The sequence below is a fragment of the Streptomyces sp. NPDC079167 genome (genome assembly GCF_040686735.1).
GTDB lineage: Bacteria > Actinomycetota > Actinomycetes > Streptomycetales > Streptomycetaceae > Streptomyces.
This window is the reverse complement of sequence record NZ_JBFBLO010000010.1, coordinates 187,615-210,435: the sequence shown is the minus strand read 5'-3', so window position 1 is coordinate 210,435 and position 22,821 is coordinate 187,615. Positions and strand designations below refer to the sequence as shown.

Here is a 22,821-nt window from a genome sequence, read left to right as displayed (position 1 = left end):
AGTGACCTATTCCGAGCGATCAGTCCACCGTGACCGGCTCGCGGTGACCGATCCCACGTGCCACCGTCCGTCCTTCGGCCTTCGGCGCAAGCCGTGAGCGCAGGGCGAGCAGGGTCACCAGGGCCAGTGCCGTGCCGGCCAGCGGGACCACGAAACCCGTGCTCGCACCATGGGCGTCCGCGAGCTGTCCGGCCACCGTGACGGCCCCTGCCTGACCCAGCGCCACGGCGCCCGTCAGCCAGGTGAAGGCCTCGGTCCTGGCGGACGCGGGCACCAGGGCTTCGACCAGGGTGTATCCGCTGATCAGCGCGGGTGCGATGCACAGTCCGACCAGCAGTCCGAGCCCCGCCAGCAGCGGTACGGAGTGCACCGCCCAGAGACCGGACGCGGTCAGGGTCAGGGCCACATAGCCGACGATCAGCCGGCGGCGCGGGCTGCTCTTCCACGCGATGGCCCCGCAGGCGATACCCGCCAGCATGTTGCCGGCCGCGAAGACCCCGTACAGCAGCCCGTTCACGCCCGGCCGGCCGATCTCCTCGGAGAACGCCGTCAGGGAGACCTGCATGCCGCCGAAGACGGTGCCGATGCCCAGGAAGGTGACCGCGAGGACGCGCACCCCCGGCACGGAGAGCGCCGAGCGGTGCGGTGCGTCCGCAGTGGCGGTGCCACGGAGCGCCGGCTGGGTCGAGCGCTGGGCGGCGAACAGGATGCCGCCCAGCAACGTGAGCGCCGCCTCCGCGATCAGTCCGGCCGCGGGGTGCACGCCGGTGCACAGCGCGGTCGCGAGCACGGGCCCGACGACGAAGGTGAACTCGTCCGTCACGGACTCGAAGGCGGCGGCCGTGGACATCAACGGGGAGGCCGGACGCCCCGGGGCGGCGCCCAGCCGGGCCGCCCAGCGCGCCCGGACCATCGGCCCGATCTGCGGGATGGAGGCCCCGGTGGGTACGGCCGCCAGGAACAGGGCCCACAGCGGCGCGTCCGCCAGGGCGAGCGCCGTGAGGCCCCCGACGGAGACGGCGTGCAGGAGGACGCCGGGCAGGAGCACGGCCCGCTGGCCGAACCGGTCGGCGAGCCTGCCGCTCTGCGGTGCGAACAGCGCCATGGAGACGCCGGAGACGGCGGCCACGGCGCCCGCACTGCCGTACGAGCCGGTGGTGTGCTGAACCAGGAGCACGATCCCGATGGTCAGCATCGCGAAGGGCTGCCGGGCCGCGAAGCCCGGAAGGAGGAAGGTCCACGCACCCGGGGTGCGCAGCAACTGCCCGTAACCGGGGCGGTCGGAGACCGTGGACGCCACGGTCCATGCCTTTCTGCCGCCTGGTGGCCGTGCCCCCGGGACGTCTCCCCCGAGGTGCGGGGAGCGTGCGGGAACTGCCGAGAGCTGTCCTCTTCGCGCGGGACTGCGGTAGATGCCGGGCGCTCGCTGCAGAGGCGAAGGACGCCACGACCGCCATACGGTCGCGCCAGCTCTGCATCAGACAGAGTTGGTCGATCAGGGTTGGTCGATCACGTTCACATCGTGTGGATCAGAAGATCCGGTCCTTCATCTTACAGGCCTTGGCCCCGGCACACCTGCGATTGTGCGCGGACGTCTCTCGCCACTCTCCGGTCAGTGAGGGTGGCCGCTGCCCGCCTTGTCCGCCGGAAGGCTCTCGCCGCGCCTGCCCAGCTTCCGGGCCAGTTTCGCGAGGTGCGGCATGTCCACGGTGGCCTCGTCCAGCCGGTCCTTCCCGCCCGTCCCCAGCCAGCCGGCCAGCTTGCCGCCCTGCCCGACCGCCCGCAGCCGGGCCTCCGCCGCGTCGCGCACCGGATCGGTCGCGACGACCAGCAGCTCGTCCCCGCGGCGCAGCACGGTCGAGGGCGCGGGGACGAAGCTCTTGCCGTCCCGTACGACGAGGGTGACAGCGGCCCCGGCGGGCAGCCGCAGCTCCGCGACCTCCACGCCGTGCATCTTGGACTTGCCGGGGACCGCGACGGACAGCAGATGGCCGCGCAGGCGCTCCAGGGGTGCCGACTCGATGCCCAGGTCGGCGGTCTCGGACGGGTCGTCGGAGATCTTCAGGGTCTTCGCCAGCCAGGGCAGGGTCGGTCCCTGGATCAGGGTGTAGACGATGACGAGCACGAAGACGATGTTGAAGACCCGGGTGCTCCCCTCGATCCCGGACACCATGGGGATGGTCGCCAGGATGATGGGGACGGCGCCACGCAGGCCCGCCCAGGACATCAGCGCCTTCTCGCGCCGTGGCAGCCGGAACGGCGCCAGGCTGATGAAGACGGACAGCGGCCGGGCGACGGCGGTGAGGACCAGCCCCACGACCACGGCGGGCCAGAAGTCGTCGATCAGGTCGTGCGGGGTGACCAGCAGACCGAGCAGGACGAACATGCCGATCTGCGCCAGCCAGCCGAGCCCGTCGGCGAAGCCCCGGGTCGCCGGCCAGTGCGGGAGCTTGGAGTTGCCGAGGACCATCGCGGCCAGGTAGACGGCCAGGAAGCCGCTGCCGTGGGCCATGGCGCCCGCCGCGTACGCCGACACCGCGATGGCCATCACGGCGATCGGGTAGAGGCCGGACGCGGGCAGGGCCACATGGCGGATCCCGTAGGCGCCCAGCCAGCCCACCGCGAGGCCGATCGCGGCACCGATGGCCAGCTCCAGGGCTATCTCACCGACCAGCACGTACCAGTGCTCCACGGGGCCGACGGCGGAGAACGCCACCACGAGGATCACCACGGGGGCGTCGTTGAAGCCGGACTCGGCCTCCAGGACACCGGTGATGCGGGAAGGCAGCGGGACCTTGCGCAGGACGGAGAAGACGGCCGCGGCGTCGGTGGAGGAGACGACGGCTCCGACGATGAGGGCCTGCCGCCAGTCGAGGCCGACGAGATAGTGCGCCGCGCTCGCGGTGACTCCCACGCTGATGCCCACGCCGATGGTCGACATCATGGCTGCCGCCGGCAGCGCGGGTTTGACTTCTTTCCACTTCGTGCCCAGGCCGCCCTCGGCCAGGATGACGACCAGGGCGGCGTAGCCGATCACCTGGGTCAGCTCGGCGTTGTCGAACTTGACGTCGAAGATGCCGTCCTGCCCCATGGCGATGCCGATGCCGAGGTACAGGAGCAGGCTGGGGAGCCCGCTGCGGGACGAAATGCGTACGGCCGCGACGGCGACCAGCAGGACGAGTGAGCAGACGAGCAGAAGTTCGTTGAGCGCGTGGACAGTCAGGGTCCGTTCCTTCCCTGGTGCGTACGCCTTCCGGATCGTCCTCCGGCGGCCAGTACTTCGTTACCTTACCTAATCTTTAACGTTTTCTTGACGCCTTCGAGTGTTCGTGCGAACCGGTGCGCAAATGGATGCATCCCCATACCGCGTCCGAGTGGCTTCGGCGGGGCGCCTATGGTTGCTCCTGCACTCCCAGGACCACCCTGCCCCTCGAAGGACAGCGATGCCCGCCAACACAACCGCCCCTTCCGGGTCTTCCGCTGCGAAGAAGACCGGCAGGAAGAAGGGGCGACGCGCCCGCCTGATCGTGATCGTCCTGGTGCTGGCGCTTGTCGCGGGTGTCGGATACGGCGCGTACTGGTCCGTTTCCACGGTCCGGGCCTCATACCCGCAGACCACCGGTTCGCTCGAACTCAAGGGCCTTTCCGGTGACGTCGACGTCAAGCGCGACGACTACGGGATCCCGCAGATCTACGCGGACACCGACAGCGACCTGTTCCGTGCCCAGGGCTTCGTCCAGGCCCAGGACCGCTTCTGGGAGATGGACGTACGCCGTCACATGACCTCGGGGCGGCTCTCCGAGATGTTCGGAGCCGGCCAGGTCGGGACCGACTCCTTCCTGCGCACGCTCGGCTGGCGCAAGGTCGCGCAGCAGGAGTACGACGAGGTCCTGGACGAGGAGACCAAGAAGAACCTCCAGGCTTACGCGGAGGGGGTGAACGCGTATCTGGACGGCAAGGACGGCAAGGACATCTCCGTCGAGTACGCGGCGCTCGGCCTGACCAACGACTACAAGCCCACCGAGTGGACCCCGGTCGACTCGGTCGCCTGGCTGAAGGCGATGGCCTGGGACCTGCGCGGGAACATGCAGGACGAGATCGACCGCTCGCTGATGACCAGCCGGCTCAACGCGAAGCAGATCAAGGACCTCTACCCGGACTACCCGTACGAGAAGAACAAGCCGATCGTCGAGCAGGGCGCGGTCTCCTCGGTCACCGGCAAGTACGACCCCGAGGCCGAGCCGACGGGTGAGATCGGCTCGCAGACCGTCGAGGGCGCGACCGAGGGCCTGAACACCCAGCTCTCCGCGCTCTCCGACAGCCTCGACGAGATCCCGGCGCTGCTCGGACCCAACGGCAACGGCATCGGATCGAACTCCTGGGTCGTCTCCGGCGAGTACACGACCACCGGCAAGCCGCTGCTGGCCAACGACCCGCACCTGGCGCCGCAGCTGCCCTCGCTCTGGTACCAGATGGGGCTGCACTGCCGTCAGCTCTCGGAGTCGTGCCAGTACGACACGGCCGGCTACACCTTCTCCGGGATGCCCGGTGTGATCATCGGCCACAACCAGGACATCGCCTGGGGCTTCACCAACCTCGGCGCGGACGTCACCGACCTCTTCCTGGAGAAGGTCTCCGCCGACGGCTACCAGTACGACGGAAAGACCGAGCCCTTCATCACCCGCGAGGAGACCATCAAGGTCGCGGGCGGGAAGAGCAGGACGATCACCGTCCGCGAGACCAACAACGGCCCGCTGGTCTCCGACCGCAACGGTGAGCTGGAGAAGGTCGGCAAGAAGGCACCCGTCACGACCTCGGCGCCGGACCGCGGCGACGGGTACGGCGTCTCCCTGAAGTGGACGGCGCTGGAGCCGGGGAAGTCCATGGACGCGGTCTTCGAGCTCAACCGGGCCAAGGACTTCGCGAGTTTCCGCAAGGCGGCCGAGCACTTCGAGGTGCCGTCGCAGAACCTCATCTACGCGGACACCGAAGGGCACATCGGCTACCAGGCGCCCGGCAAGATCCCGGTCCGCCTCAAGGGTGACGGCACGACCCCGAGCCCCGGCTGGTCCGCCGCCTACGGCTGGGAGAAGGAACCCGTCCCGTTCGACGAGCTGCCGTACGAGTACGACCCGGACCGCGGCTACATCGTCACCGCCAACCAGGCCGTCATCGGCGACGACTACGAGCACATGCTCACCAAGGACTGGGGTTACGGCACCCGCAGCCAGCGGATCAACGACCTGATCCAGAAGAAGATCGACGGTGGCGAGAAGATCTCCACCGACGACATGCAGACGATGCAGATGGACAACCAGAGCGCGATCGCCGCGAAGCTGGTGCCCGAGCTGAAGAAGATCGGCATCAAGGACAAGAGCGTCCGCGAGGCGCAGAAGCTGCTGGAGGGCTGGGACTACACCCAGGAGCCCGACTCGGCCGCCGCCGCGTACTTCAACGGCGTCTGGCGCAACATCCTCAAGCTGGCGTTCGGCGACAAACTCCCCAAGGAGATGCGGGCCGAGGGCGACTGCGTCTATGTGAAGCCGGTCCCCGGGACCGGGCCCGTGGACGAGCAGGACAAGCTCGTACGCGAATGCGGCCGGCGCGCCCCGGACGCGGCGCAGCCGGACGGCGGCGACCGCTGGTACGAGGTGGTCGAGAGCATCCTGGACGACCAGGACAACGAGTGGTGGAAGGTCCCGGCCAAGGGGCGCGAAGAGGCCATCGACAGCCGTGACGAGCTCTTCGCCCGTGCCATGGAGGACGCGCGCTGGGAGCTGACGGCGGAGCTCGGCAAGGACATGTCCACCTGGAGCTGGGGCAGGCTGCACCAGCTCACCCTGCGCAACCAGACGCTCGGCAAGGAGGGCCCCGACCTTCTGCAGCGGGCGCTCAACCGGGGCCCCTGGGACCTCGGAGGCGGCGAGGCGGCGGTCAACGCGACCGGCTGGAACGCGGCGGGCGGCTACGAGGTCATCTGGGTCCCGTCGATGCGGATGGTCGTCAACGTCGGCGACTGGGACAAGTCCCGGTGGATCAACCTCACCGGCTCGTCAGGGCACGCCTTCAGCGCGCACTACACCGATCAGACCGACAAGTGGGTCGAGGGCGAACTGCTCGACTGGTCCTTCGGGGCGGACGCCGTGAAGCAGTCCACCGTCGACAGCCTGACGCTCAAGAAACCCTAGTCCCGGCCTCCGGGCGGGAAGCGCCGAGCTCCGGCAGGCGTGACCACGGCATCCACGGGGTGGTCGTGCGGTTCGTCAGGAACCCGCGCGACCACCTCGTCGTCGTACAGCAGGACGATCAGGGCGGGGTGCGCCCCGGCCGACGCGAGCCGGGCCAGTACCCGGTCGTAGCTTCCCCCGCCCCGCCCCAGCCGCATCCCGCGCCCGTCCACGGCCAGGCCGGGCAGCAGGACCGCATCCGCGTCCAGGACCGCCTGCGGGCCGAGAGGCGCGCCGTCCGGCTCCAGCAGGCCGCGGCCGGCGGGCACGAGATGCTCCGCTCCCTCGAACACGGCCCAGTCCAGGTTGTTGTCCGCCAGGAGAACCGGGAGCAGTACGCGTACGCCCCGCGCCCGCAGGGCGTCCAGGAGCGGGTGCGTTCCCGGTTCGCGCCCCACGGACACATAGGCCGCGACGGTCCGGGCGTCGGTCAGCTCCGGAAGCTCCGCGGCGGCCGAGGCGAGAACCGCGGCGGTCCTTCTGACGTCTTCCGAGGTGAGGAGCCTCCGCGCGGCGAGCAGTTCACGGCGCAGGGTCGTCTTTCTGGACATGTCATGGTTCAACGGGTGCTCACATAGTTCTTTTATGTGGATGTATGAGAACGAAGTTAACCGGAGGCTCATCTTCCGCCCATACGCACCGGTTAGAGTTCAGCGCATGACTCAGTCGCACCCCAGGATCAGCAAAGCTGTCATTCCAGCTGCAGGTCTCGGCACCCGGTTCCTGCCGGCCACCAAGGCCACTCCCAAAGAGATGCTGCCTGTCGTCGACAAGCCCGCCATCCAGTATGTCGTCGAGGAGGCCGTCGCCGCAGGCCTCTCCGACGTACTGATGATCACTGGTCGCAACAAGCGTCCCCTGGAGGACCACTTCGACCGGAACTACGAGCTGGAGTCCGCGCTGACCCGCAAGGGAGACGCCGAACGCCTCTCCAAGGTCCAGGAGTCCAGCGACCTGGCCACCATGCACTACGTGCGCCAGGGAGACCCGCGCGGACTCGGTCACGCCGTCCTCTGCGCCGCCCCCCACGTCGGCGACCAGCCGTTCGCCGTGCTCCTCGGTGACGACCTCATCGACCCGCGCGACCCCCTTCTCGCCAGGATGGTCGAGATCCAGGAGCGCGAGGGCGGCAGTGTCGTCGCCCTGATGGAGGTCGACCCGTCGCAGATCCACATGTACGGCTGTGCGGCCACCGAGGTGACCAACGACAGCGACGTCGTCCGGGTCACCGGGCTCGTGGAGAAGCCCGACCCGGCCGAGGCGCCCAGCAACCTCGCCGTTATCGGCCGCTACGTCCTGGACCCCGCGGTCTTCGGCATACTGCGCCGGACCGAGCCCGGCCGAGGCGGCGAGATCCAGCTCACCGACGCGCTCCAGCTGCTGGCCGAGGACGAGGAGATCGGCGGCCCGGTCCACGGTGTCGTCTTCAAGGGCCGCCGCTACGACACCGGTGACCGCGGTGACTATCTGCGTGCCATTGTCAGACTCGCGTGCGAACGTGAAGACCTGGGCCCGGACTTCCGGACCTGGCTGCGCAGTTACGTCGACGAGGAGTTGTAACAGCTTGAGCAGCACGATCTGGTCGGTGGACGAGCACCTGGACGACATCCTCGCCGCGGTGAAGCCGCTCGAACCCATCGAGCTGCAACTGCCGGACGCCCAGGGCTGCGTCCTGGTCGAGGACGTCGTGGTGGATGTCGCGCTGCCGCCCTTCGACAACAGCTCGATGGACGGATACGCCGTCCGGATCTCCGATGTCGAGGGCGCCACCGAGGAGTTCCCCGCCGTCCTCACCGTCATCGGCGACGTGGCCGCCGGCGACGGCGGCCTGGCCGACGGCCGGTCCGTCGGTCCGGGAGAGGCCGCCCGCATCATGACCGGCGCCCCGCTGCCCGCGGGCGCCGAGGCGGTCGTCCCGGTCGAGTGGACCGACGGCGGCACGGGCGGCGGCCCCGCCTCCGCCATGCGCGCCCACAGCGACGCCCCGGAGGGGGCGAGCGGTGAGGTCCGCGTCCACCGCCCCGTCGAGCCGCGCGCCCATGTCCGGGCCAAGGGCAGCGACGTACGGCCGGGTGACTTGGCGCTGCGGGCGGGCTCGGTCGTCGGGCCGCCGCAGATCGGGCTGCTCGCCGCGATCGGCCGCTCGACCGTGCGGGTGCGGCCCCGTCCGCGCGTCGTCGTGCTGTCCACCGGCAGCGAACTGGCGCAGCCGGGCGAGGAGCTGACCGGCGGCCGGATCTACGACTCCAACAGCTTCGCGCTGACCGCCGCGGCCCGGGACGCGGGCGCCATCGCCTACCGCGTGCCGGCGGTCGCCGACGATGCCGAGACGCTGCGGGCCACGATCGAGGACCAGCTGATCCGCGCCGACATCGTCGTCACGACGGGCGGTGTGAGCGTCGGTGCGTACGACGTGGTCAAGGAGGCCCTGTCCTCCGTGGGCGCCGGGGACGAGGCCGGCGGGGGCGTCGACTTCCGCAAGCTCGCCATGCAGCCGGGCAAGCCCCAGGGCTTCGGCTCGATCGGCCCCGACCACACGCCGCTGCTGGCGCTGCCCGGCAATCCGGTCTCCTCGTACGTCTCGTTCGAGTTGTTCGTCCGGCCGGCGATCCTGACGCTGATGGGCCTCGTGGACGTCCACCGCCCGAAGGTGCGGGCCACGCTCAGCACCGACAAGGCGCTCGCCTCGCCGTCCGGCAAGCGCCAGTTCCTGCGCGGGACCTACGACGCCGAGGCGGGCACCGTCACCCCGGTCGGGGGGCCCGGATCGCATCTGATCGCCGCCCTCGCCCAGGCGGACGCGCTGATCGTGCTGCCCGAGGACGTCACCTCCGCCGAGCCCGGCACGGAGGCCGAGGTGATCCTCCTCCGCTGACTTCGGCGCGGTGGCGGTACGGTATCTGGCGCTGTGCCTTACCGGGGGAAGCCCCCCGGTCCCCTCGGCCCGCGCCACGGTGCGGGCGGGCGGGCAACCGGCGCCCTACCGCTAGGCGGAGTGAGTTGAGTACGCAGAACAGGCTGACGCACATCGACGAGGCGGGCGCCGCCCGCATGGTCGACGTGTCGGAGAAGGACGTCACGGCACGTGTCGCCCGGGCGAGCGGCCGGGTCCTCGTGTCACCGCGTGTCGTGGAACTGCTCAGGGGCGAAGGCGTCCCCAAGGGCGACGCGCTCGCCACCGCGCGCATCGCCGGGATCATGGGGGCCAAGCGCACCCCGGACCTGATCCCGCTCTGCCACCCGCTCGCCGTCTCCGGTGTGAAGGTCGACCTGAGCGTGGCCGACGACGCGGTGGAGATCCTGGCCACCGTGAAGACCACGGACCGCACGGGCGTCGAGATGGAGGCCCTGACCGCCGTGTCGGTCGCCGCGCTCACGGTGATCGACATGATCAAGGCGGTCGACAAGAACGCGGTCATCACGGACGTACGGGTCGAGGCGAAATCGGGCGGCAAGTCCGGCGACTACCGGCGCCCCGCACCGGAGGGGGCGGACGCATGACCACGCCCGGCAGTGACCCTGCCACCGGCGGATACCGCGCTCTCGTCGTGACCGCGTCCAACCGTGCCTCCGCAGGCGTCTACGCCGACAAGGGCGGCCCCGTCATCGCCGAGGCGCTCACCGCTCTCGGGTTCGCCGTCGACGGCCCCCAGGTCGTGCCCGACGGAGATCCGGTGGAAGCGGCCCTCCGGGCCGGGACGGCCGCGGGTTACGACGTGATCGTCACCACCGGCGGTACGGGCATCTCGCCCACCGACCGCACGCCCGAGGCCACCCGCCGCGTCCTGGACCGCGAGATCCCGGGCATCGCGGAGGCGATCCGCGCGGAGGGCCGCGACAAGGTCCCGACCGCCGCGCTCTCCCGCGGCCTCGCGGGCGTCGCGGACCGCACACTCGTCGTGAACCTGCCCGGTTCGACCGGTGGCGTACGCGACGGGCTCGCGGTCCTGAGCAGGCTCCTGGTGCACGCCGTCGACCAGCTGCGCGGCGGCGATCACCCCCGACCGGGGAGCCCGAGCTGAACGTCCGGACCTGGCCGGTGATCCTGACCGACGGCGCCGTCACCCTGCGCCCGATAAAGCTGCGTGACCAGAGCATCTGGCGTGAGGTCAACCGCCGTAACCGCGACTGGCTGCGCCCCTGGGAGGCGACCGTCCCGCCGCCCGCCCCCGGCGGCCCGGTGGCCCAGCGCCCCACCTACCGTCAGATGATCCGCCACCTGCGTGCCGAGGCGAACGCCGGACGCATGCTGCCCTTCGCCATCGAGTACGAGGGGCGTCTCGTCGGGCAGTTGACGGTGGCGGGCATCACCTGGGGATCGATGTGCTCGGGCCATGTCGGCTACTGGGTCGACCAGGACGTGGCGGGCCGCGGGGTGATGCCGACCGCGGTGGCGCTCGCCGTCGACCACTGTTTCCGTACGGTCGGACTGCACCGGATCGAGGTGTGCATTCGGCCCGAGAACGCCCCCAGCCGACGGGTCGTGGAGAAACTCGGATTCCGTGCGGAAGGACTACGTCCACGATATCTGCACATCGACGGTGCGTGGCGGGATCATCTGATCTTCGCCCTCACCGCCGAGGAAGTGCCCGACGGGCTGCTGCGGCGTTGGCGCAGGATGCGGCCGGGTACCCCGGGAACGCCGCGCACGCCGGGGGAAATAAAATAGGTGTTCGAATTTGATCGCTCTCTGACGGTAATGAACCTCACTTTCGGCGACTGTTGACCCGAACAGTCGCAAAAAAAGTCCGTCATATCAGCCGGATCGTGCGACACACCGGGCCAATTGGCGGATGCCGCCGTGCAAACCCCTCTACGGTGTGAGCGTGAGCAGCAGCGGCCTCATCTACGCAGTCATCGTCGGTGCATGGGCCGCCTACTTGGTGCCGATGTGGCTCCGCAGGCAGGACGAGCTCAATGAAGCCCGTCCGACGGAACGCTTCAGCACCGCCATCCGGCTGCTGTCCGGACGGGCGGCCATGGAGCGCCGTTACGCCAAGGAGCTGCGGGAGCGGGATGCCGAGGAGGCGCCTGGCGACGTGGACCCGGATGCCGTCACGGACCGATTGGAGTCCGTCGACGTCCGGGCCTTTTCCGCGCCCCCGGACCGTACGGAAGCGCGGTTGCGCCTCCCGGCCCCCAGTCGGCCGGAACAGGAGCGCCCGCAGGAGCGGGCCTCCCGTCCGGAGCCCGCGCGGCGCTCGCGTCCGTCCGGCGCCGAGACCGAACGCGAGCGCCGACGGCGCTCCCAGGTCCTGGCGCGCCGCCGGCGTACCACCACGATCCTGTTCATGGCGTTCACGCTCGGCGCGGTCGTCGCGGCGGTGGGCGGGCTCCGCTTCCTCTGGGCGCCGGCCGTGCCGGCCGTGCTGCTGAGCTCGTACATCGTGCATCTGCGGGCCCAGGAGCGCCGGCGGTTCGTCTTCACCATGGACCGGCGCAGGGCCGAGGTGGCCGCGCAGCGGCTGCGCGAGAACCGGCCCCGCAGGCACCAGCCCGCGTCCTCGGCTCCCGCCGAGGCCGACGAGGAGCCCGAAGCGGCCGTCCCCGTGCCCACGGTCTCCCCCCAGGAGGCGGGGCGCCGCGCCCTCGTCGAGCAGACGGACCACGCCGAGTGGGTCGACCAGCAGCGCGAACGCGGGCCGGCCCAGGGCGACAGCTGGGAGCCGGTACCGGTCCCGCTGCCGACCTACGTCACCGCCCCGGTCGCCCCGCGCGCCACGGGCGGCGTCGAGGTCGGCGACCCGGAGACCTGGAGCGCGGCCCGCTCCAGCCCGGCGGAGCCGACCCGGACGGGCACGCAGGAGTCCGCCACGCCCGAAGCCGAACCCGCCCCGCGCCGCCGCCCCAACCCGGCCAGGCGCACCCGTGACCGTGGCCGTACGCCCCTCTTCGACCAGTACGACGACGAGGACCGGCCGCGCGCGGCCAACGAGTGAGCCCGGCGGCGAACCCGACTCGGTGACCTGCCGGGATACGGATTTCCGAGCACCCCGATGAGGGTGCTAGAGTTTCACTCGTTGCAAGGGCCTGTGGCGCAGTCTGGTAGCGCACCTCGTTCGCATCGAGGGGGTCTGGGGTTCAAATCCCCACAGGTCCACCGCACACACGAGATCCCGTCCGATCACAAGATCGGGCGGGATCTTCGTCGTTTCCCGGCGGTGTTCAGAAGGGCTGCCGCAGCGCGCCGGGCCGGCGCGCGCCCGGTTGGCCAGCCGGTAGCCTGGGCGTTCCTCGCTCACCCGCCCTTCCGGTGAACGTTGTCGGGGGGCCGCGCGGCCAGATGGCGGGGGCCTGTTCGTGGTTCCGTAGGAGGGCGCACTGTGACAGCCGGCATACCCAGCTCCCGCATCGACACCAGCAAGCCGCACCCGGCACGGGTCTACGACTGGCTGCTCGGCGGGAAGGACAACTACCCGGTCGACCAGGAGGTCGCCGAGAAGCTGCCCGCCGAGGCGCGGGCCAACGCGGCGCGGAACCGGGCTTTCATGCACCGCGCCTCCGAGTGGCTGGCCCGGCAGGGTGTCGGTCAGTTCCTGGACATCGGGACCGGCATCCCCACCTCGCCGAACCTCCATCAGATCGTCCAGGCCGTCACCCCGGGCGCCAGGGTCGTCTACGTGGACAACGACCCCATCGTGCTGCGTCACGCGGAAGCGCTGCTGGTGAGCCACCCCGACGGTGCGACCGACTACATCCACGGGGATGTGCGGCAGCCCGAGGCGATTCTCGAACAGGCGGCCAGGTCACTCGACTTCGCGAAGCCCGTGGCGCTGTCCCTCATCGCGCTGATGCACTTCCTGCCCGACGAGCAGGATCCGTACGCCATCACCCGCACGCTGGCCGGGGCGCTGGCTCCGGGCAGCTTCCTCGTGCTGTCGCACGGGACCGCCGATCAGCATCCTGAGCTCAAGCAGGAGACGGAGTCCGCGTACAGGAAGGGCGCGATCGCACTGCGCATGCGTTCCCGCGCGGAGGTCGAGCCGTTCTTCGAGGGGCTGGAACTCGTCGAGCCGGGGCTGGTCACGGCTCCCGAGTGGTACCAGGAGGAGCCCGCGCCGGCGTACGAGCGGAGCGGGTTCTACGTGGGTGTGGCGCGGGTTCCCTAGGAGGGCCGGCCCAGCGGCTTGGCCATGCAGATGCTGCTGTCGTACGTGCGGTAGTGCCCGAACTTCTCGCAGAGCGCGTAACCGCTGGACGTGTACAGCGCTATGGCCTCGGGCTGCTGGTCGCCGGTCTCCAGGACCATGCGTGTGCGGCCGGCCGCGCGGGCGTCGTCCTCCAGGGCGGCGAGGATACGGCGCGCGAGCCCCCGGCCCCGGCCCTCGGGGACGACGAACATCCGCTTGATCTCGGCGTCGCCGTCGGAGTAACCCTCGTCGTTCCGCTCCTGGCTGCGCCAGCCGCCGGTGGCCACGGGACGGTTCTGCTCGTCGTAGGCGAGCAGATACAGTCCGCGAGGCGGATCGAACATGGTGGCGTCGAGCGGTGTGATGTCGCCCTCGTCGCCGTAGCGCTCGGCGTATTCGAGCTGCACCTGGTCGTTGAGTTTCACGGCGTCGGGGTGGTCGAAGGGCCGAGGGTGGATATTCATGCGCGCAATAGTACATGTATGCAGCGCCTGCGTGTAGGTACTGTACCTGGATGCTGACTGTTACCACCGTGAACGTGAACGGGCTCCGTGCCGCCGCGAAGAAGGGCTTCGTCGAGTGGCTGGGGCAGACCGAGGCCGATGTGATCTGCCTCCAGGAAGTCCGCGCCGAAGCGCAGCAGCTCCCTGAAGAGGTGCGTGAGCCCGAGGGTTGGCACGTCGTGTTCGCCCCGGCCGCGGCCAAGGGGCGTGCGGGGGTCGCCGTCTACACCCGGCACGCGCCGGAGCGCGTCCAGATCGGGTTCGGCGGGTCCGGCGTCCCGGGGTGTGAGGAATTCGACACTTCCGGCCGCTACGTCGAGGTGGACCTGCCGGGGGTGACGGTCGCCAGCCTCTATCTGCCGTCCGGCGAGGTCGGCACGGAGAGGCAGGAGGAGAAGGAGCGCTTCATGGCGGCTTTCCTCCCCTATCTCCAGGGCCTGAAGGCGCGGGCGGCGGCGGAGGGGCGCGAGGTGGTCGTGTGCGGCGACTGGAACATCGCCCACCGCGAGGCCGACCTCAAGAACTGGAAGTCCAACAAGAAGAACTCCGGTTTCCTCCCCGAGGAGCGGGAGTGGCTGACCCGGGTCTTCGACGAGGCCGCGTACGTCGACGTGGTGCGCGCGCTGCACCCGGAGGAGGAGGGGCCGTACTCCTGGTGGTCCTACCGGGGCAGGGCCTTCGACAACGATGCGGGATGGCGCATCGACTACCAGGTGGCGACCCCCGGTCTCGCCGGGCGCGCGGTGAAGGCGTGGGTGGAGCGCGCCGCCACGCACGGCGAGCGGTGGAGCGACCACGCGCCGGTGACGGTCACCTACGAGCGCTGACCGTCCACGTGAAGCCGTCGGGCCGCAGGTGGTGACGGTCCTCGCGCCGGTGGCCGCCGGCTACGGGTGCTGACCGTCCTCGCTTCGTAGCCGTCGGTCCAGGGCCATCGACAGCTCGGCGTCCACCACCGCCTGGGCGAGCGTGCGCAGTTGCTCAGGCCCGGTCTGCGATGTGTGGGTGCGCAGGACACGTACGAAGAGGTCGGCGAGGGCGTCGGCGTGCTCGCGGACCTGGCGGCCCGCCGTGAGCACGGCGTCGAGCGGTACCCCGGCCCGCACCAGTTCGGAGGACGCCTCCAGCAGCCGGCGGCTGATGTGGACGATCTCGTCGCCGTCGATGCCGAGATAGCCCAGCTCCATGGCGGCGGAGAGGTTCTCCGCCGTGGCCTGGTCCTGGAAGTAGTCGGCGAGCTGCTCGGGCGTGAGCCGGACCGGGGTCTCCTCGGTCGGTTCGCCCAGGCCCAGCACCTCGGCGACGTCGCGTCCGCTGTCGAACGTGGTGGCGAGGTCGGCGATGCCGTTGAGCGTGTGGCCCCGCTCCAGCAGGCCCGTGATGGTGCGCAGCCGGGCCAGGTGGTGGTCGTCGTACCAGGCGATGCGGCCCTCGCGGCGAGGTGGCTGGATCAGGCCGCGCTCCCGGTAGAAGCGCAGGGTGCGCACGGTGATGCCGGCCTCCGCGGCCAGTTCCTCCATGCGGTACTCGCGGTGCTCGCGTCCTTCAGCCACCCCCGCACCCTATGTTGTACCGCCGGTAACTTTCCTCGGTCCGCCCCCTACCCATCGGTACGGAGCTGCCCTACTCTCCCAACAGTGCCAGTGATTGCTGGCAGAGTCGTGGCACGTACCGCGGGGAGGCGGCAGCATGGCCCAGCACGAGCACGTACGAGTGGCGGTGATCGGATCCGGATTCGGGGGCCTCGGCGCGGCGGTCCGGCTCCGCCGCGAAGGCATCACCGACTTCCTGGTCCTCGAACGCGCCGGCGCCGTCGGCGGCACCTGGCGGGACAACAGCTACCCGGGCTGCGCCTGCGACGTGCCGTCCCACCTCTACTCGTTCTCCTTCGCGCCCAACCCCGACTGGCCGCGCACCTTCTCCGGGCAGCAGCACATCCGCGCCTACCTGGAGCACGTGGCCGACACCTTCGGGCTGCGCCCCCACATCAGGCTGGACCACGAAGTCACGGTCATGCGCTGGGACAACGACGAGCTCCACTGGGTGATCGAGGCGGCGAACGGCGCCACGGTCACGGCCGACGCCGTCGTGTCCGCCACCGGCCCGCTCTCCGATCCGAAGCTGCCGGACATACCGGGGCTGGCCGAATTCCCCGGCAAGGTCTTCCACTCGGCGCAGTGGGACCACGACTACGACCTGAGCGGCAAGCGCGTCGCCGTGGTCGGCACCGGTGCCTCCGCGATCCAGATCGTCCCGGAGATCCAGCCGAAGGCCGGCCGGCTCACCCTCTTCCAGCGGACCCCGCCCTGGGTCATGCCCCGCATGGACCGCGCGATCAGCGGCGCCGAGAAATGGCTGCACCGGGCGCTCCCGTTCACGGCCACGGCGCGGCGCGGACTCCTCTGGGGAATCCGGGAGTTGCAGGTGGGCGCCTTCACCAAGCACCCCGACCAGCTCGGGCTGGTCGAGACGATAGCCAAGTCGAACATGGCGCGGGCCATCAAGGACCCCGCGCTGCGGGCCAAGCTGACCCCCTCGTACCGCATCGGCTGCAAGCGCATCCTGCTCTCCAACGCCTACTACCCGGCGCTCGCACAGCCCAATGTGGACGTGGTCGACTCCGGCCTCTCCGAGGTGCGGGGTTCCACCCTCGTCGGGTCGGACGGCACGGAGACCGAGGCCGACGTGATCATCCTCGGCACCGGCTTCCATGTGACGGACATGCCGATCGCGAACCGGGTCGTCGGCGCCGACGGCATCACCCTCGCCGAGTCCTGGAAGGACGAGATGCAGGCGCTGCGGGGTGCGACCGCCGCCGGCTTCCCGAACTGGATGACGATCATCGGGCCCAACACGGGGCTGGGGAACTCCTCGATGATCCTCATGATCGAGTCCCAGCTGAACTACATGGCCGACTACCTGCGCCAACTGCACGTCCTGGGCGGACGCGTCGCACTCGACGCGCGGCCCGCCGCCGTGGGCGCCTGGAACCACCGGGTCCAGGAACGGATGAAGCGGACCGTCTGGAACACCGGCGGCTGCACCAGCTGGTACCTCGACGCCAACGGGCGCAACACCACGGTCTGGCCGGGCACCACGGCCGAATTCCGGCGGGCCACCCGCTCGGTCGACCTGGGGGAGTACGACGTCATCCGTCCTCCCGCCGTCCACTCCGCGGCGCAGGCCGTGACCGAGGAGGCCGCACGATGAGCAGGCTGACCCAGCGGGCGGAGACCCCGCTCATACCCGTGCCCGTACGCGAACCGGTCGTCGTCTCCGCCGACGGCTCGCGCATCCACGTCGAACTGCACGGTCCCGAGGGTGCGCCGGCCGTGGTCCTGGCGCACGGCTGGACCTGCAACACCCGCTTCTGGGACGCCCAGGTGCGGGACCTCGCGGTGGACCACCGGGTCGTCGTCTACGACCAGCGGGGTCATGGGCGTACGCCCGCGGCCGGTCCCGGCGGATACAGCACGCGGGCGCTGGCCGACGACCTGGAGGCGGTGCTGAGGGCCACGCTCGCCCCGGGGCAGAAAGCGGTGCTCGGCGGACACTCCATGGGCGGGATGACGCTGATGGCGGCGGCCGGCCGCGCCGCCGTACGGGAGCACGGGGCGGCGGTGCTGCTGTGCAGCACCGGAAGCTCGCGCCTGACCGCGGAGTCGCTGGTGCTCCCGCTCCGGGCCGGCGCCCTCCGGACCCGGATGACCGCGGCGGTCCTCGGTGCGCGCGCGCCGCTCGGCCCGGTCAACGCGGTGTCGAAGGCGATCCTCAAGTACGCCACCATGGGGCGTGGTTCTGCCCCGGAACGGGTGGATACCTGTGCCAGGATCGTCCATGCGTGTCCTCGCGGTGCACGCGTCGCCTGGGGCCACGTGCTCGCGGAGCTCGACCTCGAGGCGCGTCTGCGGGAACTGCGGCTCCCGACCGCGGTGATCGCGGGCACGGAGGACCGGTTGACGCCGCCCGTGCACGCGAGGGCCATCGAGGCGGCGCTGCCGCAGAGCCTCGGGCTCACCGAGCTGGCGGGCATGGGCCACATGACGCCCGTCGAGGCGCCGGAGGCGGTCACGGCGAAGCTACGCGAGCTGGTGACCTCGTACGTCACTGTGGACGGTGCGGGCAGTACGGCGGAAGCCGTGAGCGAGGAGGAGGTCGCATGAGCGGCAGTCGGAGTCTCGAAGGACAGGTCGTCGTCGTCACGGGGGCGGCGCGGGGCGTGGGAGAGCTGCTGGCCCGCAAGCTGTCGGCGCGGGGCGCCACGCTGGCGCTCGTCGGCCTGGAGCCGGAAGAGCTGAAGAAGGTCTCGGAGCGGCTGCACTCGGACAGCGACCACTGGCACGCGGACGTCACCGACCACGAGGCGATGAGCCGGGTCGCCGAGGAGGTCAAGGCGCGCTTCGGGAAGATCGACGTCGTCGTCGCCAACGCGGGCGTCGCCACGGGAGGTCCGCTCGTGGACTCGGACCCGGAGGCGTGGCGCAGGGTCATCGAGGTGAACCTGATAGGCGGCGCGGTGACGGCGCGGGCGTTCCTGCCGGTGCTCATGGAGAGCCGTGGCTACTTCCTCCAGATAGCGTCGCTGGCGGCGATCACCCCGGCGCCGATGATGAGCGCGTACTGCGCGTCCAAGTCGGGCGTGGAGGCGTTCGCGCACTGCCTGCGCGGCGAGGTCGGCCACCGGGGCGTGAAGGTCGGGGTCGGCTATCTGTCCTGGACCGACACGGACATGGTGCGCGGTGCCGACGAGGACGACGTCATGCGGGAGTTGAGGCAGCGGCTGCCGTGGCCGACGAACCGCACCTACCCCCTCGGTCCGGCGGTCGACCGGATCGTGGCCGGGATCGAACGGCGCTCCGCGCATGTGTACGCGCAGTGGTGGCTGCGGGGAATGCAGTCGATCCGGGGTTATCTGCCGGCGGTGATAGGAAACGTCGGGCAGCGCGAGATGAAGCGCTTCGGGTCCCGGCTGGACGGTGTCGGCAAGGGGCTCGTGGGGGCCGGTGGCGAGGCCGACCAGAAGGCCCGAGTGGGGCGCGGATGATCGAAATGCGATGAATGTCCGGGTGTGTAAGTCTGAGCGAGGTCCCACCGGGGCCGACCCCACGCACCCACATAGGAGTGAACGGCATGGGCATCGCAGACCAGTTCAAGGACAAGGCGCAGGAGCTTGCCGACCAGGCCAAGCAGCAGAAGGCGGGCGGCAAGCGGGACGAGGCGCGTGAGCGTTCCTCGGACCGCCAGGACCGTGCCTCGGAGCAGGCGCAGGGCCGTCGGCCCGGCGCCCGGGACCGGGCGCAGGACGCGGCGGACCAGACGCGCGAGCGTTTCGAGCGCTGACGGCCGACGCGTCTGCGTCCGCGGTCTGTTGGGGCGTACCCGGGTTCCGGGTACGCCCCTTCCGCGTGCAGGCTCGCGCGGTGCGGGGTTTTCGGGGTTCCGCCCCGGACCCCGCTCCTCGATCTCCCCCGGACTTCGTCCGGGGGGACCCCCAAGGGGCTTGGCTGGGCTGAGCTCCTGGGTGGGGCCCGTCACCTCGGGGGGAGTGGCGGCCTGCGCAGGTTCGGGGCTGTGTCGTAGGAGGGGGGTGTGGACGCCGGGTGGGCGGCCAGGAGGTCCAGGGCGACCCTGACCGCGTCGTCCAGGACCGCGTGGCGGCCCTCCGCCCAGTCGAGGGGCGTGCGCAGCGCCTCCAGGTCGGGCTCGACGCCGTAGTTCTCGACGGACCAGCCGTAGGTGTCGAACCAGGCCGCGTTCATCGGCACCGTGATCACCGTGCCGTCGCCGAGCTTGTGCCGGCCGGTCATCCCGACCACGCCGCCCCAGGTGCGCTGGCCCACCACGGGCCCCGTTTTCAGCAGCCGGAACGCGGCCGTGATCATGTCCCCGTCGGAGGAGGTGGCTTCGTCGGCCAGTGCGACGACCGGGCCCCGGGGGGCGTTGGAGGCGTAACTGACCGCCTGGGCGTTGCGGGTCAGGTCCCAGCCGAGGATCGTGCGGGTGAGCTTCTCGACGACGAGCTCGCTGATGTGGCCGCCCGCGTTGCCCCGTACGTCCACGATCAGGGCCGGGCGCGACACCTCGAGCCGCAGATCGCGGTTGAACTGGGCCCAGCCGGAGCCGCCCATGTCGGGGATGTGCAGGTATCCGCACTTGCCGTGACTCAACTCCCGTACGACCTCGCGGCGTTTGGCCACCCAGTCCTGGTAGCGCAGCGGGCGTTCGTCGACCAGGGGGACGATCGCGACGCGCCGGGACCGGCCGCCGCACTCACCTCCGGACGGGCGGAACGTCAGCTCCACCGTGGTGCCGCCCGCAGCCGTCAGCAGCGGGTACGGCCCCGCCACCGGGTCGACCGGCCGGCCGTCGACATGGGTGAGTACGGCGCCCTCCCGGATCCCCGTACCGGCCAGCGGCGAACGGGCCTTGGAGTCGGAGGAGTCGCCGGGCAGGACCCGCTGCACGGTCCAGTCGCCGTCCCGGCACACGAGGTTGGCGCCCAGCAGCCCGATCGCGCGCTGGTAGTGCGGGGGGCCCTCGTTGCGGCGGGCGGGGGAGACGTATGCGTGGGAGGTGCCCAGCTCGCCCAGGACCTCGCGCAGCAGATCGGCGAACTCGTCGGGGGAGGCCACCCGTTCGACCAGCGGACGGTACTGCTCCAGTACGCCCTCCCAGTCGATGCCGCACATGTCCGGTTCCCAGAAGTAGGACCGGATGATGCGCCCCGCCTCCCCGTACGCCTGGCGCCACTCGGCCGCCGGGTCGACGTCGTGCAGGATGCGACGCAGGTCGAGGAAGACCGTGCTGTCGTTGTCGCCGGGCTCGTTGGACGGTACGGCGCGCAGCTCGCCGTCGTCCATGACGACCAGCCGCGTGGCGTCCCCGCTGACCGCGAACCAGTCGAGGTGGCCGACCAGTTCGGTCTTGCGGGCCTTGGCGATGTTGAAGTGCTCCAGGGTGGGACGGCCCGACATGTCCGCCGGGTTCGCGAAGGTCTCGCCCAGCGCGCCGGAGATCGGCCAGCGCAGCCAGACGAGGCCGCCGCCGCTGACCGGCTGGAGCCCCGAGTACTTCGACGCGGAGACCGGGAACGGGGTCACCCTGTTCTCCAGACCCTCGAACTCCACCATGACCGTCGGCCCCTCGACCGTGCCCTCGGGGATGTCCACCGGGTCCAGGCCGCCCGCCGCGGGCCTGCCGTCCGGGAGCAGAGCGAAGGGGGAGGGGGTCGCCGAGGTGAGGGGGACCAGATACGGGCGGCAGCCCAGCGGGAACGAGAGGTCGCCGGTGTGGACGTCGTACACCGGGTCGAAGCCGCGCCAGGAGAGGAAGGCGAGGTAGCGGCCGTCGCCCGTGAAGACGGGGTTCTCGTCCTCGAAACGGCCGTTGGTGACATCGACTGTCACCGGGGCGTCCGGGCCGGTGATCCGGGCGAGTTTGATCTGCCGCAGCGACCGGCCGACACCGGGGTGCGACCAGGTCAGCCAGTGTCCGTCGGGGGAGAACGCCAGATCGCGGACGGGGCCGTTCACGGAGCGGATGAGTTCGGTGACCGCCGCCCCCGTGTCCGCCACCCCCGTGCCCGCGGCCCCCACGTCCGCGGCCTCGGCCTCCACGAGGCTGCCTTCGACGCGCCCGCTCTCCAGGTCCTCGATGACCTCGACGACGATCCCGGTCTCCGCCTCCTCCGCCGTGTCCAGCAGCAGCAGCCGTCCGTCGTGCGAAGCGATGGCCAGCCGCTCGCCCTCCGGGTCGGAGATCAGCTCGTGGACCCTGCCCAGCCGCCCGGCGGCCAGCCGGCGCGGCGGGCGGTCGCCGCTGGCCCGGGGGAGATAGGCGATCTCGACCGCGTCCTCCCCCTCCGCGTCCGTGACGTACGCGACCTGGCCGCTGCTGCCGAGCATCTCCGGCAGCCGGACCCTCACCCCCGGGGTGTCGGCGATCGTCCGGGCGGGACCGTCGCGGTGGGTGAGCCAGTACAGGCTGCCGCGCACGGACACGGCGCTGGCCCGTCCCGTCTCGTCGACGGCCAGCGAGTCGACATGGCTGGACGCCGGCACCTGGTACGTACGCCGGCCCGTCCGGGGGCCTCCGAGCCGCACCTCCAGCTTCCGGGGCACCGCGTCCGGCGACTCCAGATCCTCGACCAGCCACAGATCGCCGGCGCACTGGTAGACGACCCTGCTGCCGTCACTGGAGGCGTGCCGGGCGTAGAACGCGTCGTGGTCCGTGTGCCGGCGCAGATCGCTGCCGTCCATCAGGCAGGAGTAGAGGTTGCCGACGCCCTCGTGGTCGGAGAGGAAGGCGATCCGGCGCCCGACGAACATCGGTGCGTCCAGGTGCCCGCCGATGTCCGGCAGCAGCCGCTCGCCGTGGAGCCAGAGCCGGCCGGTGGCGCCGCCCCGGTAGCGCTTCCAGGCCGCCGGCTCGTGCGGCGGCTTCCCGGTGAGCAGGAGGGTGCGGCGCTCGCCGTCGATGTCGGCGACCGCGATGTCGGAGACGGGCCCCCAGGGGAGCTTGCCGCCGGGGCTGCCGTCGGTGGGGACGCTGTACGCCCAGGAGAAGTACGAGAACGGCTGGTTGTGCGAGGACACGGCGAGGATCTGGGACGAGTTACCCGGATCGGGGCTCCAGCCGCAGACCCGGGCGTCGGTCGACCCCCAGTAGGTGAGTCTGCGGGCGGGCCCGCCGTCGACGGGGGCGAGGTGGATCTCTGGATCGAGCGTGCGCCAGGTCGTGTAGGCGATACGGCCCCCGTCGGGCGAGAAGCGCGGATGACTGACCCTGGTCCGGTCGACAGTCAGCCGCCACGCCCGGCCGGGCCGCTGCCCCGCCGGGGCGAGAGGGGCGACCCAGAGGTCGTCCTCCGCCGCGAAGCAGAGCAAGTCCTTGTGGAGGTGCGGGAAACGGAGATACGCGACGTCGTCACTCACTCTCCAATGCTTTCCGTGTGGAGGGCCA

Annotated in this window: 19 protein-coding genes and 1 tRNA gene; 14 read left to right on the top strand and 6 right to left on the bottom strand. The window is 70.9% G+C overall.

The annotated features are described in order from the left end of the window. Positions 1–19: 19 nt before the first annotated feature. Positions 20–1,300 (bottom strand): MFS transporter, encoded by a 1,281-nt coding sequence (locus AB0P41_RS22280; protein WP_356709774.1) that lies wholly within the window; start codon positions 1,298–1,300, stop codon positions 20–22. Between the two features lie 312 nt (positions 1,301–1,612). Further along, the gene (locus AB0P41_RS22275) at positions 1,613–3,196 is read right to left on the bottom strand and encodes a potassium/proton antiporter (RefSeq protein ID WP_356710088.1); all 1,584 of its coding nucleotides are present in this window, start codon (positions 3,194–3,196) and stop codon (positions 1,613–1,615) included. 247 nt (positions 3,197–3,443) lie between these two features. On the opposite strand from AB0P41_RS22275, the gene AB0P41_RS22270 reads away from it, so the two are divergent. After that, a complete protein-coding gene (locus tag AB0P41_RS22270) occupies positions 3,444–6,188 on the top strand; it encodes a penicillin acylase family protein (RefSeq protein ID WP_365933694.1) in 2,745 nt (914 codons plus the stop codon). Here the strand turns inward: AB0P41_RS22270 and AB0P41_RS22265 are convergent. Then, complete coding sequence (locus tag AB0P41_RS22265) at positions 6,185–6,778, bottom strand: 5-formyltetrahydrofolate cyclo-ligase (RefSeq protein WP_365933692.1); 594 nt, start codon at positions 6,776–6,778, stop codon at positions 6,185–6,187. The two genes, AB0P41_RS22270 and AB0P41_RS22265, sit on opposite strands and share 4 nt — an antisense overlap. 106 nt (positions 6,779–6,884) lie before the next feature. Between AB0P41_RS22265 and galU the strand changes: the two genes are divergently transcribed. The 8 genes from galU (at position 6,885) to AB0P41_RS22225 (ending at position 13,336) form a co-directional block, all read left to right on the top strand. Beyond that, positions 6,885–7,787 carry a UTP--glucose-1-phosphate uridylyltransferase GalU gene (gene galU / locus AB0P41_RS22260; protein WP_356709768.1) on the top strand — a complete coding sequence of 301 codons (903 nt, stop codon included), beginning with the start codon at positions 6,885–6,887 and terminating at the stop codon, positions 7,785–7,787. A gap of 4 nt (positions 7,788–7,791) precedes the next feature. Continuing rightward, complete coding sequence (gene glp / locus AB0P41_RS22255; RefSeq protein ID WP_356709766.1) at positions 7,792–9,102, top strand: gephyrin-like molybdotransferase Glp; 1,311 nt, start codon at positions 7,792–7,794, stop codon at positions 9,100–9,102. A 125-nt stretch (positions 9,103–9,227) separates the two neighbouring features. Further along, the gene (gene moaC, locus AB0P41_RS22250) at positions 9,228–9,728 is read left to right on the top strand and encodes a cyclic pyranopterin monophosphate synthase MoaC (protein WP_147963871.1); all 501 of its coding nucleotides are present in this window, start codon (positions 9,228–9,230) and stop codon (positions 9,726–9,728) included. Continuing rightward, entirely contained in the window at positions 9,725–10,249 is a 525-nt protein-coding gene (locus tag AB0P41_RS22245; RefSeq protein ID WP_365933689.1) for a MogA/MoaB family molybdenum cofactor biosynthesis protein, read from the top strand. The genes moaC and AB0P41_RS22245 overlap by 4 nt, the downstream gene beginning before the upstream one ends. A gap of 17 nt (positions 10,250–10,266) precedes the next feature. Further along, on the top strand, positions 10,267–10,896 hold the full coding sequence (locus AB0P41_RS22240) for a GNAT family protein (RefSeq protein WP_356709761.1): 630 nt from the start codon (positions 10,267–10,269) through the stop codon (positions 10,894–10,896). A gap of 124 nt (positions 10,897–11,020) precedes the next feature. Continuing rightward, positions 11,021–12,166: a gephyrin-like molybdotransferase receptor GlpR gene (glpR, locus tag AB0P41_RS22235; RefSeq protein WP_365933687.1), complete on the top strand. Its 1,146-nt coding sequence runs from the start codon at positions 11,021–11,023 to the stop codon at positions 12,164–12,166. Positions 12,167–12,253: 87 nt separating this feature from the next. Beyond that, positions 12,254–12,327: transfer RNA gene (locus tag AB0P41_RS22230), tRNA-Ala, on the top strand. Between the two features lie 223 nt (positions 12,328–12,550). Next, a complete protein-coding gene (locus AB0P41_RS22225; protein WP_365933686.1) occupies positions 12,551–13,336 on the top strand; it encodes an SAM-dependent methyltransferase in 786 nt (261 codons plus the stop codon). On the opposite strand, the gene AB0P41_RS22220 is transcribed toward AB0P41_RS22225, so the two are convergent. Beyond that, positions 13,333–13,821: a GNAT family N-acetyltransferase gene (locus AB0P41_RS22220; RefSeq protein ID WP_365933684.1), complete on the bottom strand. Its 489-nt coding sequence runs from the start codon at positions 13,819–13,821 to the stop codon at positions 13,333–13,335. The two genes, AB0P41_RS22225 and AB0P41_RS22220, sit on opposite strands and share 4 nt — an antisense overlap. A 50-nt stretch (positions 13,822–13,871) precedes the next feature. Between AB0P41_RS22220 and AB0P41_RS22215 the strand changes: the two genes are divergently transcribed. After that, positions 13,872–14,687 (top strand): exodeoxyribonuclease III, encoded by an 816-nt coding sequence (locus tag AB0P41_RS22215; RefSeq protein WP_356709752.1) that lies wholly within the window; start codon positions 13,872–13,874, stop codon positions 14,685–14,687. A gap of 60 nt (positions 14,688–14,747) precedes the next feature. Here AB0P41_RS22215 and AB0P41_RS22210 read toward each other — a convergent pair whose 3' ends face one another. Next, positions 14,748–15,380 (bottom strand): MerR family transcriptional regulator, encoded by a 633-nt coding sequence (locus AB0P41_RS22210; protein WP_365933851.1) that lies wholly within the window; start codon positions 15,378–15,380, stop codon positions 14,748–14,750. A 169-nt stretch (positions 15,381–15,549) separates the two neighbouring features. Between AB0P41_RS22210 and AB0P41_RS22205 the strand changes: the two genes are divergently transcribed. The 4 genes from AB0P41_RS22205 (at position 15,550) to AB0P41_RS22190 (ending at position 19,200) form a co-directional block, all read left to right on the top strand. Beyond that, entirely contained in the window at positions 15,550–17,070 is a 1,521-nt protein-coding gene (locus AB0P41_RS22205; protein WP_365933682.1) for an NAD(P)/FAD-dependent oxidoreductase, read from the top strand. Beyond that, positions 17,067–18,023 (top strand): alpha/beta fold hydrolase, encoded by a 957-nt coding sequence (locus AB0P41_RS22200; protein WP_356709748.1) that lies wholly within the window; start codon positions 17,067–17,069, stop codon positions 18,021–18,023. The genes AB0P41_RS22205 and AB0P41_RS22200 overlap by 4 nt, the downstream gene beginning before the upstream one ends. Beyond that, complete coding sequence (locus AB0P41_RS22195) at positions 18,020–18,904, top strand: SDR family oxidoreductase (protein ID WP_356709746.1); 885 nt, start codon at positions 18,020–18,022, stop codon at positions 18,902–18,904. The genes AB0P41_RS22200 and AB0P41_RS22195 overlap by 4 nt, the downstream gene beginning before the upstream one ends. A gap of 86 nt (positions 18,905–18,990) precedes the next feature. Then, positions 18,991–19,200 carry a hypothetical protein gene (locus AB0P41_RS22190; RefSeq protein WP_356709745.1) on the top strand — a complete coding sequence of 70 codons (210 nt, stop codon included), beginning with the start codon at positions 18,991–18,993 and terminating at the stop codon, positions 19,198–19,200. Positions 19,201–19,391: 191 nt separating this feature from the next. Here the strand turns inward: AB0P41_RS22190 and AB0P41_RS22185 are convergent, their stop codons facing one another. Further along, positions 19,392–22,793 (bottom strand): S41 family peptidase, encoded by a 3,402-nt coding sequence (locus tag AB0P41_RS22185; RefSeq protein ID WP_365933679.1) that lies wholly within the window; start codon positions 22,791–22,793, stop codon positions 19,392–19,394. Positions 22,794–22,821: the final 28 nt, after the last annotated feature.

What these genes read in the sequence shown, in the direction of transcription:
- AB0P41_RS22215 (WP_356709752.1), top strand. Translation starts at nt 13,872, where the DNA reads ATGCTGACTGTTACCACCGTGAACGTGAACGGGCTCCGTGCCGCCGCG.
- AB0P41_RS22200 (WP_356709748.1), top strand. Translation starts at nt 17,067, where the DNA reads ATGAGCAGGCTGACCCAGCGGGCGGAGACCCCGCTCATACCCGTGCCC.
- AB0P41_RS22245 (WP_365933689.1), top strand. Translation starts at nt 9,725, where the DNA reads ATGACCACGCCCGGCAGTGACCCTGCCACCGGCGGATACCGCGCTCTC.
- AB0P41_RS22210 (WP_365933851.1), bottom strand. Translation starts at nt 15,380, where the DNA reads ATGGAGGAACTGGCCGCGGAGGCCGGCATCACCGTGCGCACCCTGCGC.
- AB0P41_RS22265 (WP_365933692.1), bottom strand. Translation starts at nt 6,778, where the DNA reads ATGTCCAGAAAGACGACCCTGCGCCGTGAACTGCTCGCCGCGCGGAGG.
- AB0P41_RS22190 (WP_356709745.1), top strand. Translation starts at nt 18,991, where the DNA reads ATGGGCATCGCAGACCAGTTCAAGGACAAGGCGCAGGAGCTTGCCGAC.
- galU (WP_356709768.1), top strand. Translation starts at nt 6,885, where the DNA reads ATGACTCAGTCGCACCCCAGGATCAGCAAAGCTGTCATTCCAGCTGCA.
- AB0P41_RS22205 (WP_365933682.1), top strand. Translation starts at nt 15,550, where the DNA reads ATGGCCCAGCACGAGCACGTACGAGTGGCGGTGATCGGATCCGGATTC.
- glpR (WP_365933687.1), top strand. Translation starts at nt 11,021, where the DNA reads ATGCCGCCGTGCAAACCCCTCTACGGTGTGAGCGTGAGCAGCAGCGGC.
- AB0P41_RS22195 (WP_356709746.1), top strand. Translation starts at nt 18,020, where the DNA reads ATGAGCGGCAGTCGGAGTCTCGAAGGACAGGTCGTCGTCGTCACGGGG.
- AB0P41_RS22270 (WP_365933694.1), top strand. Translation starts at nt 3,444, where the DNA reads ATGCCCGCCAACACAACCGCCCCTTCCGGGTCTTCCGCTGCGAAGAAG.
- AB0P41_RS22220 (WP_365933684.1), bottom strand. Translation starts at nt 13,821, where the DNA reads ATGAATATCCACCCTCGGCCCTTCGACCACCCCGACGCCGTGAAACTC.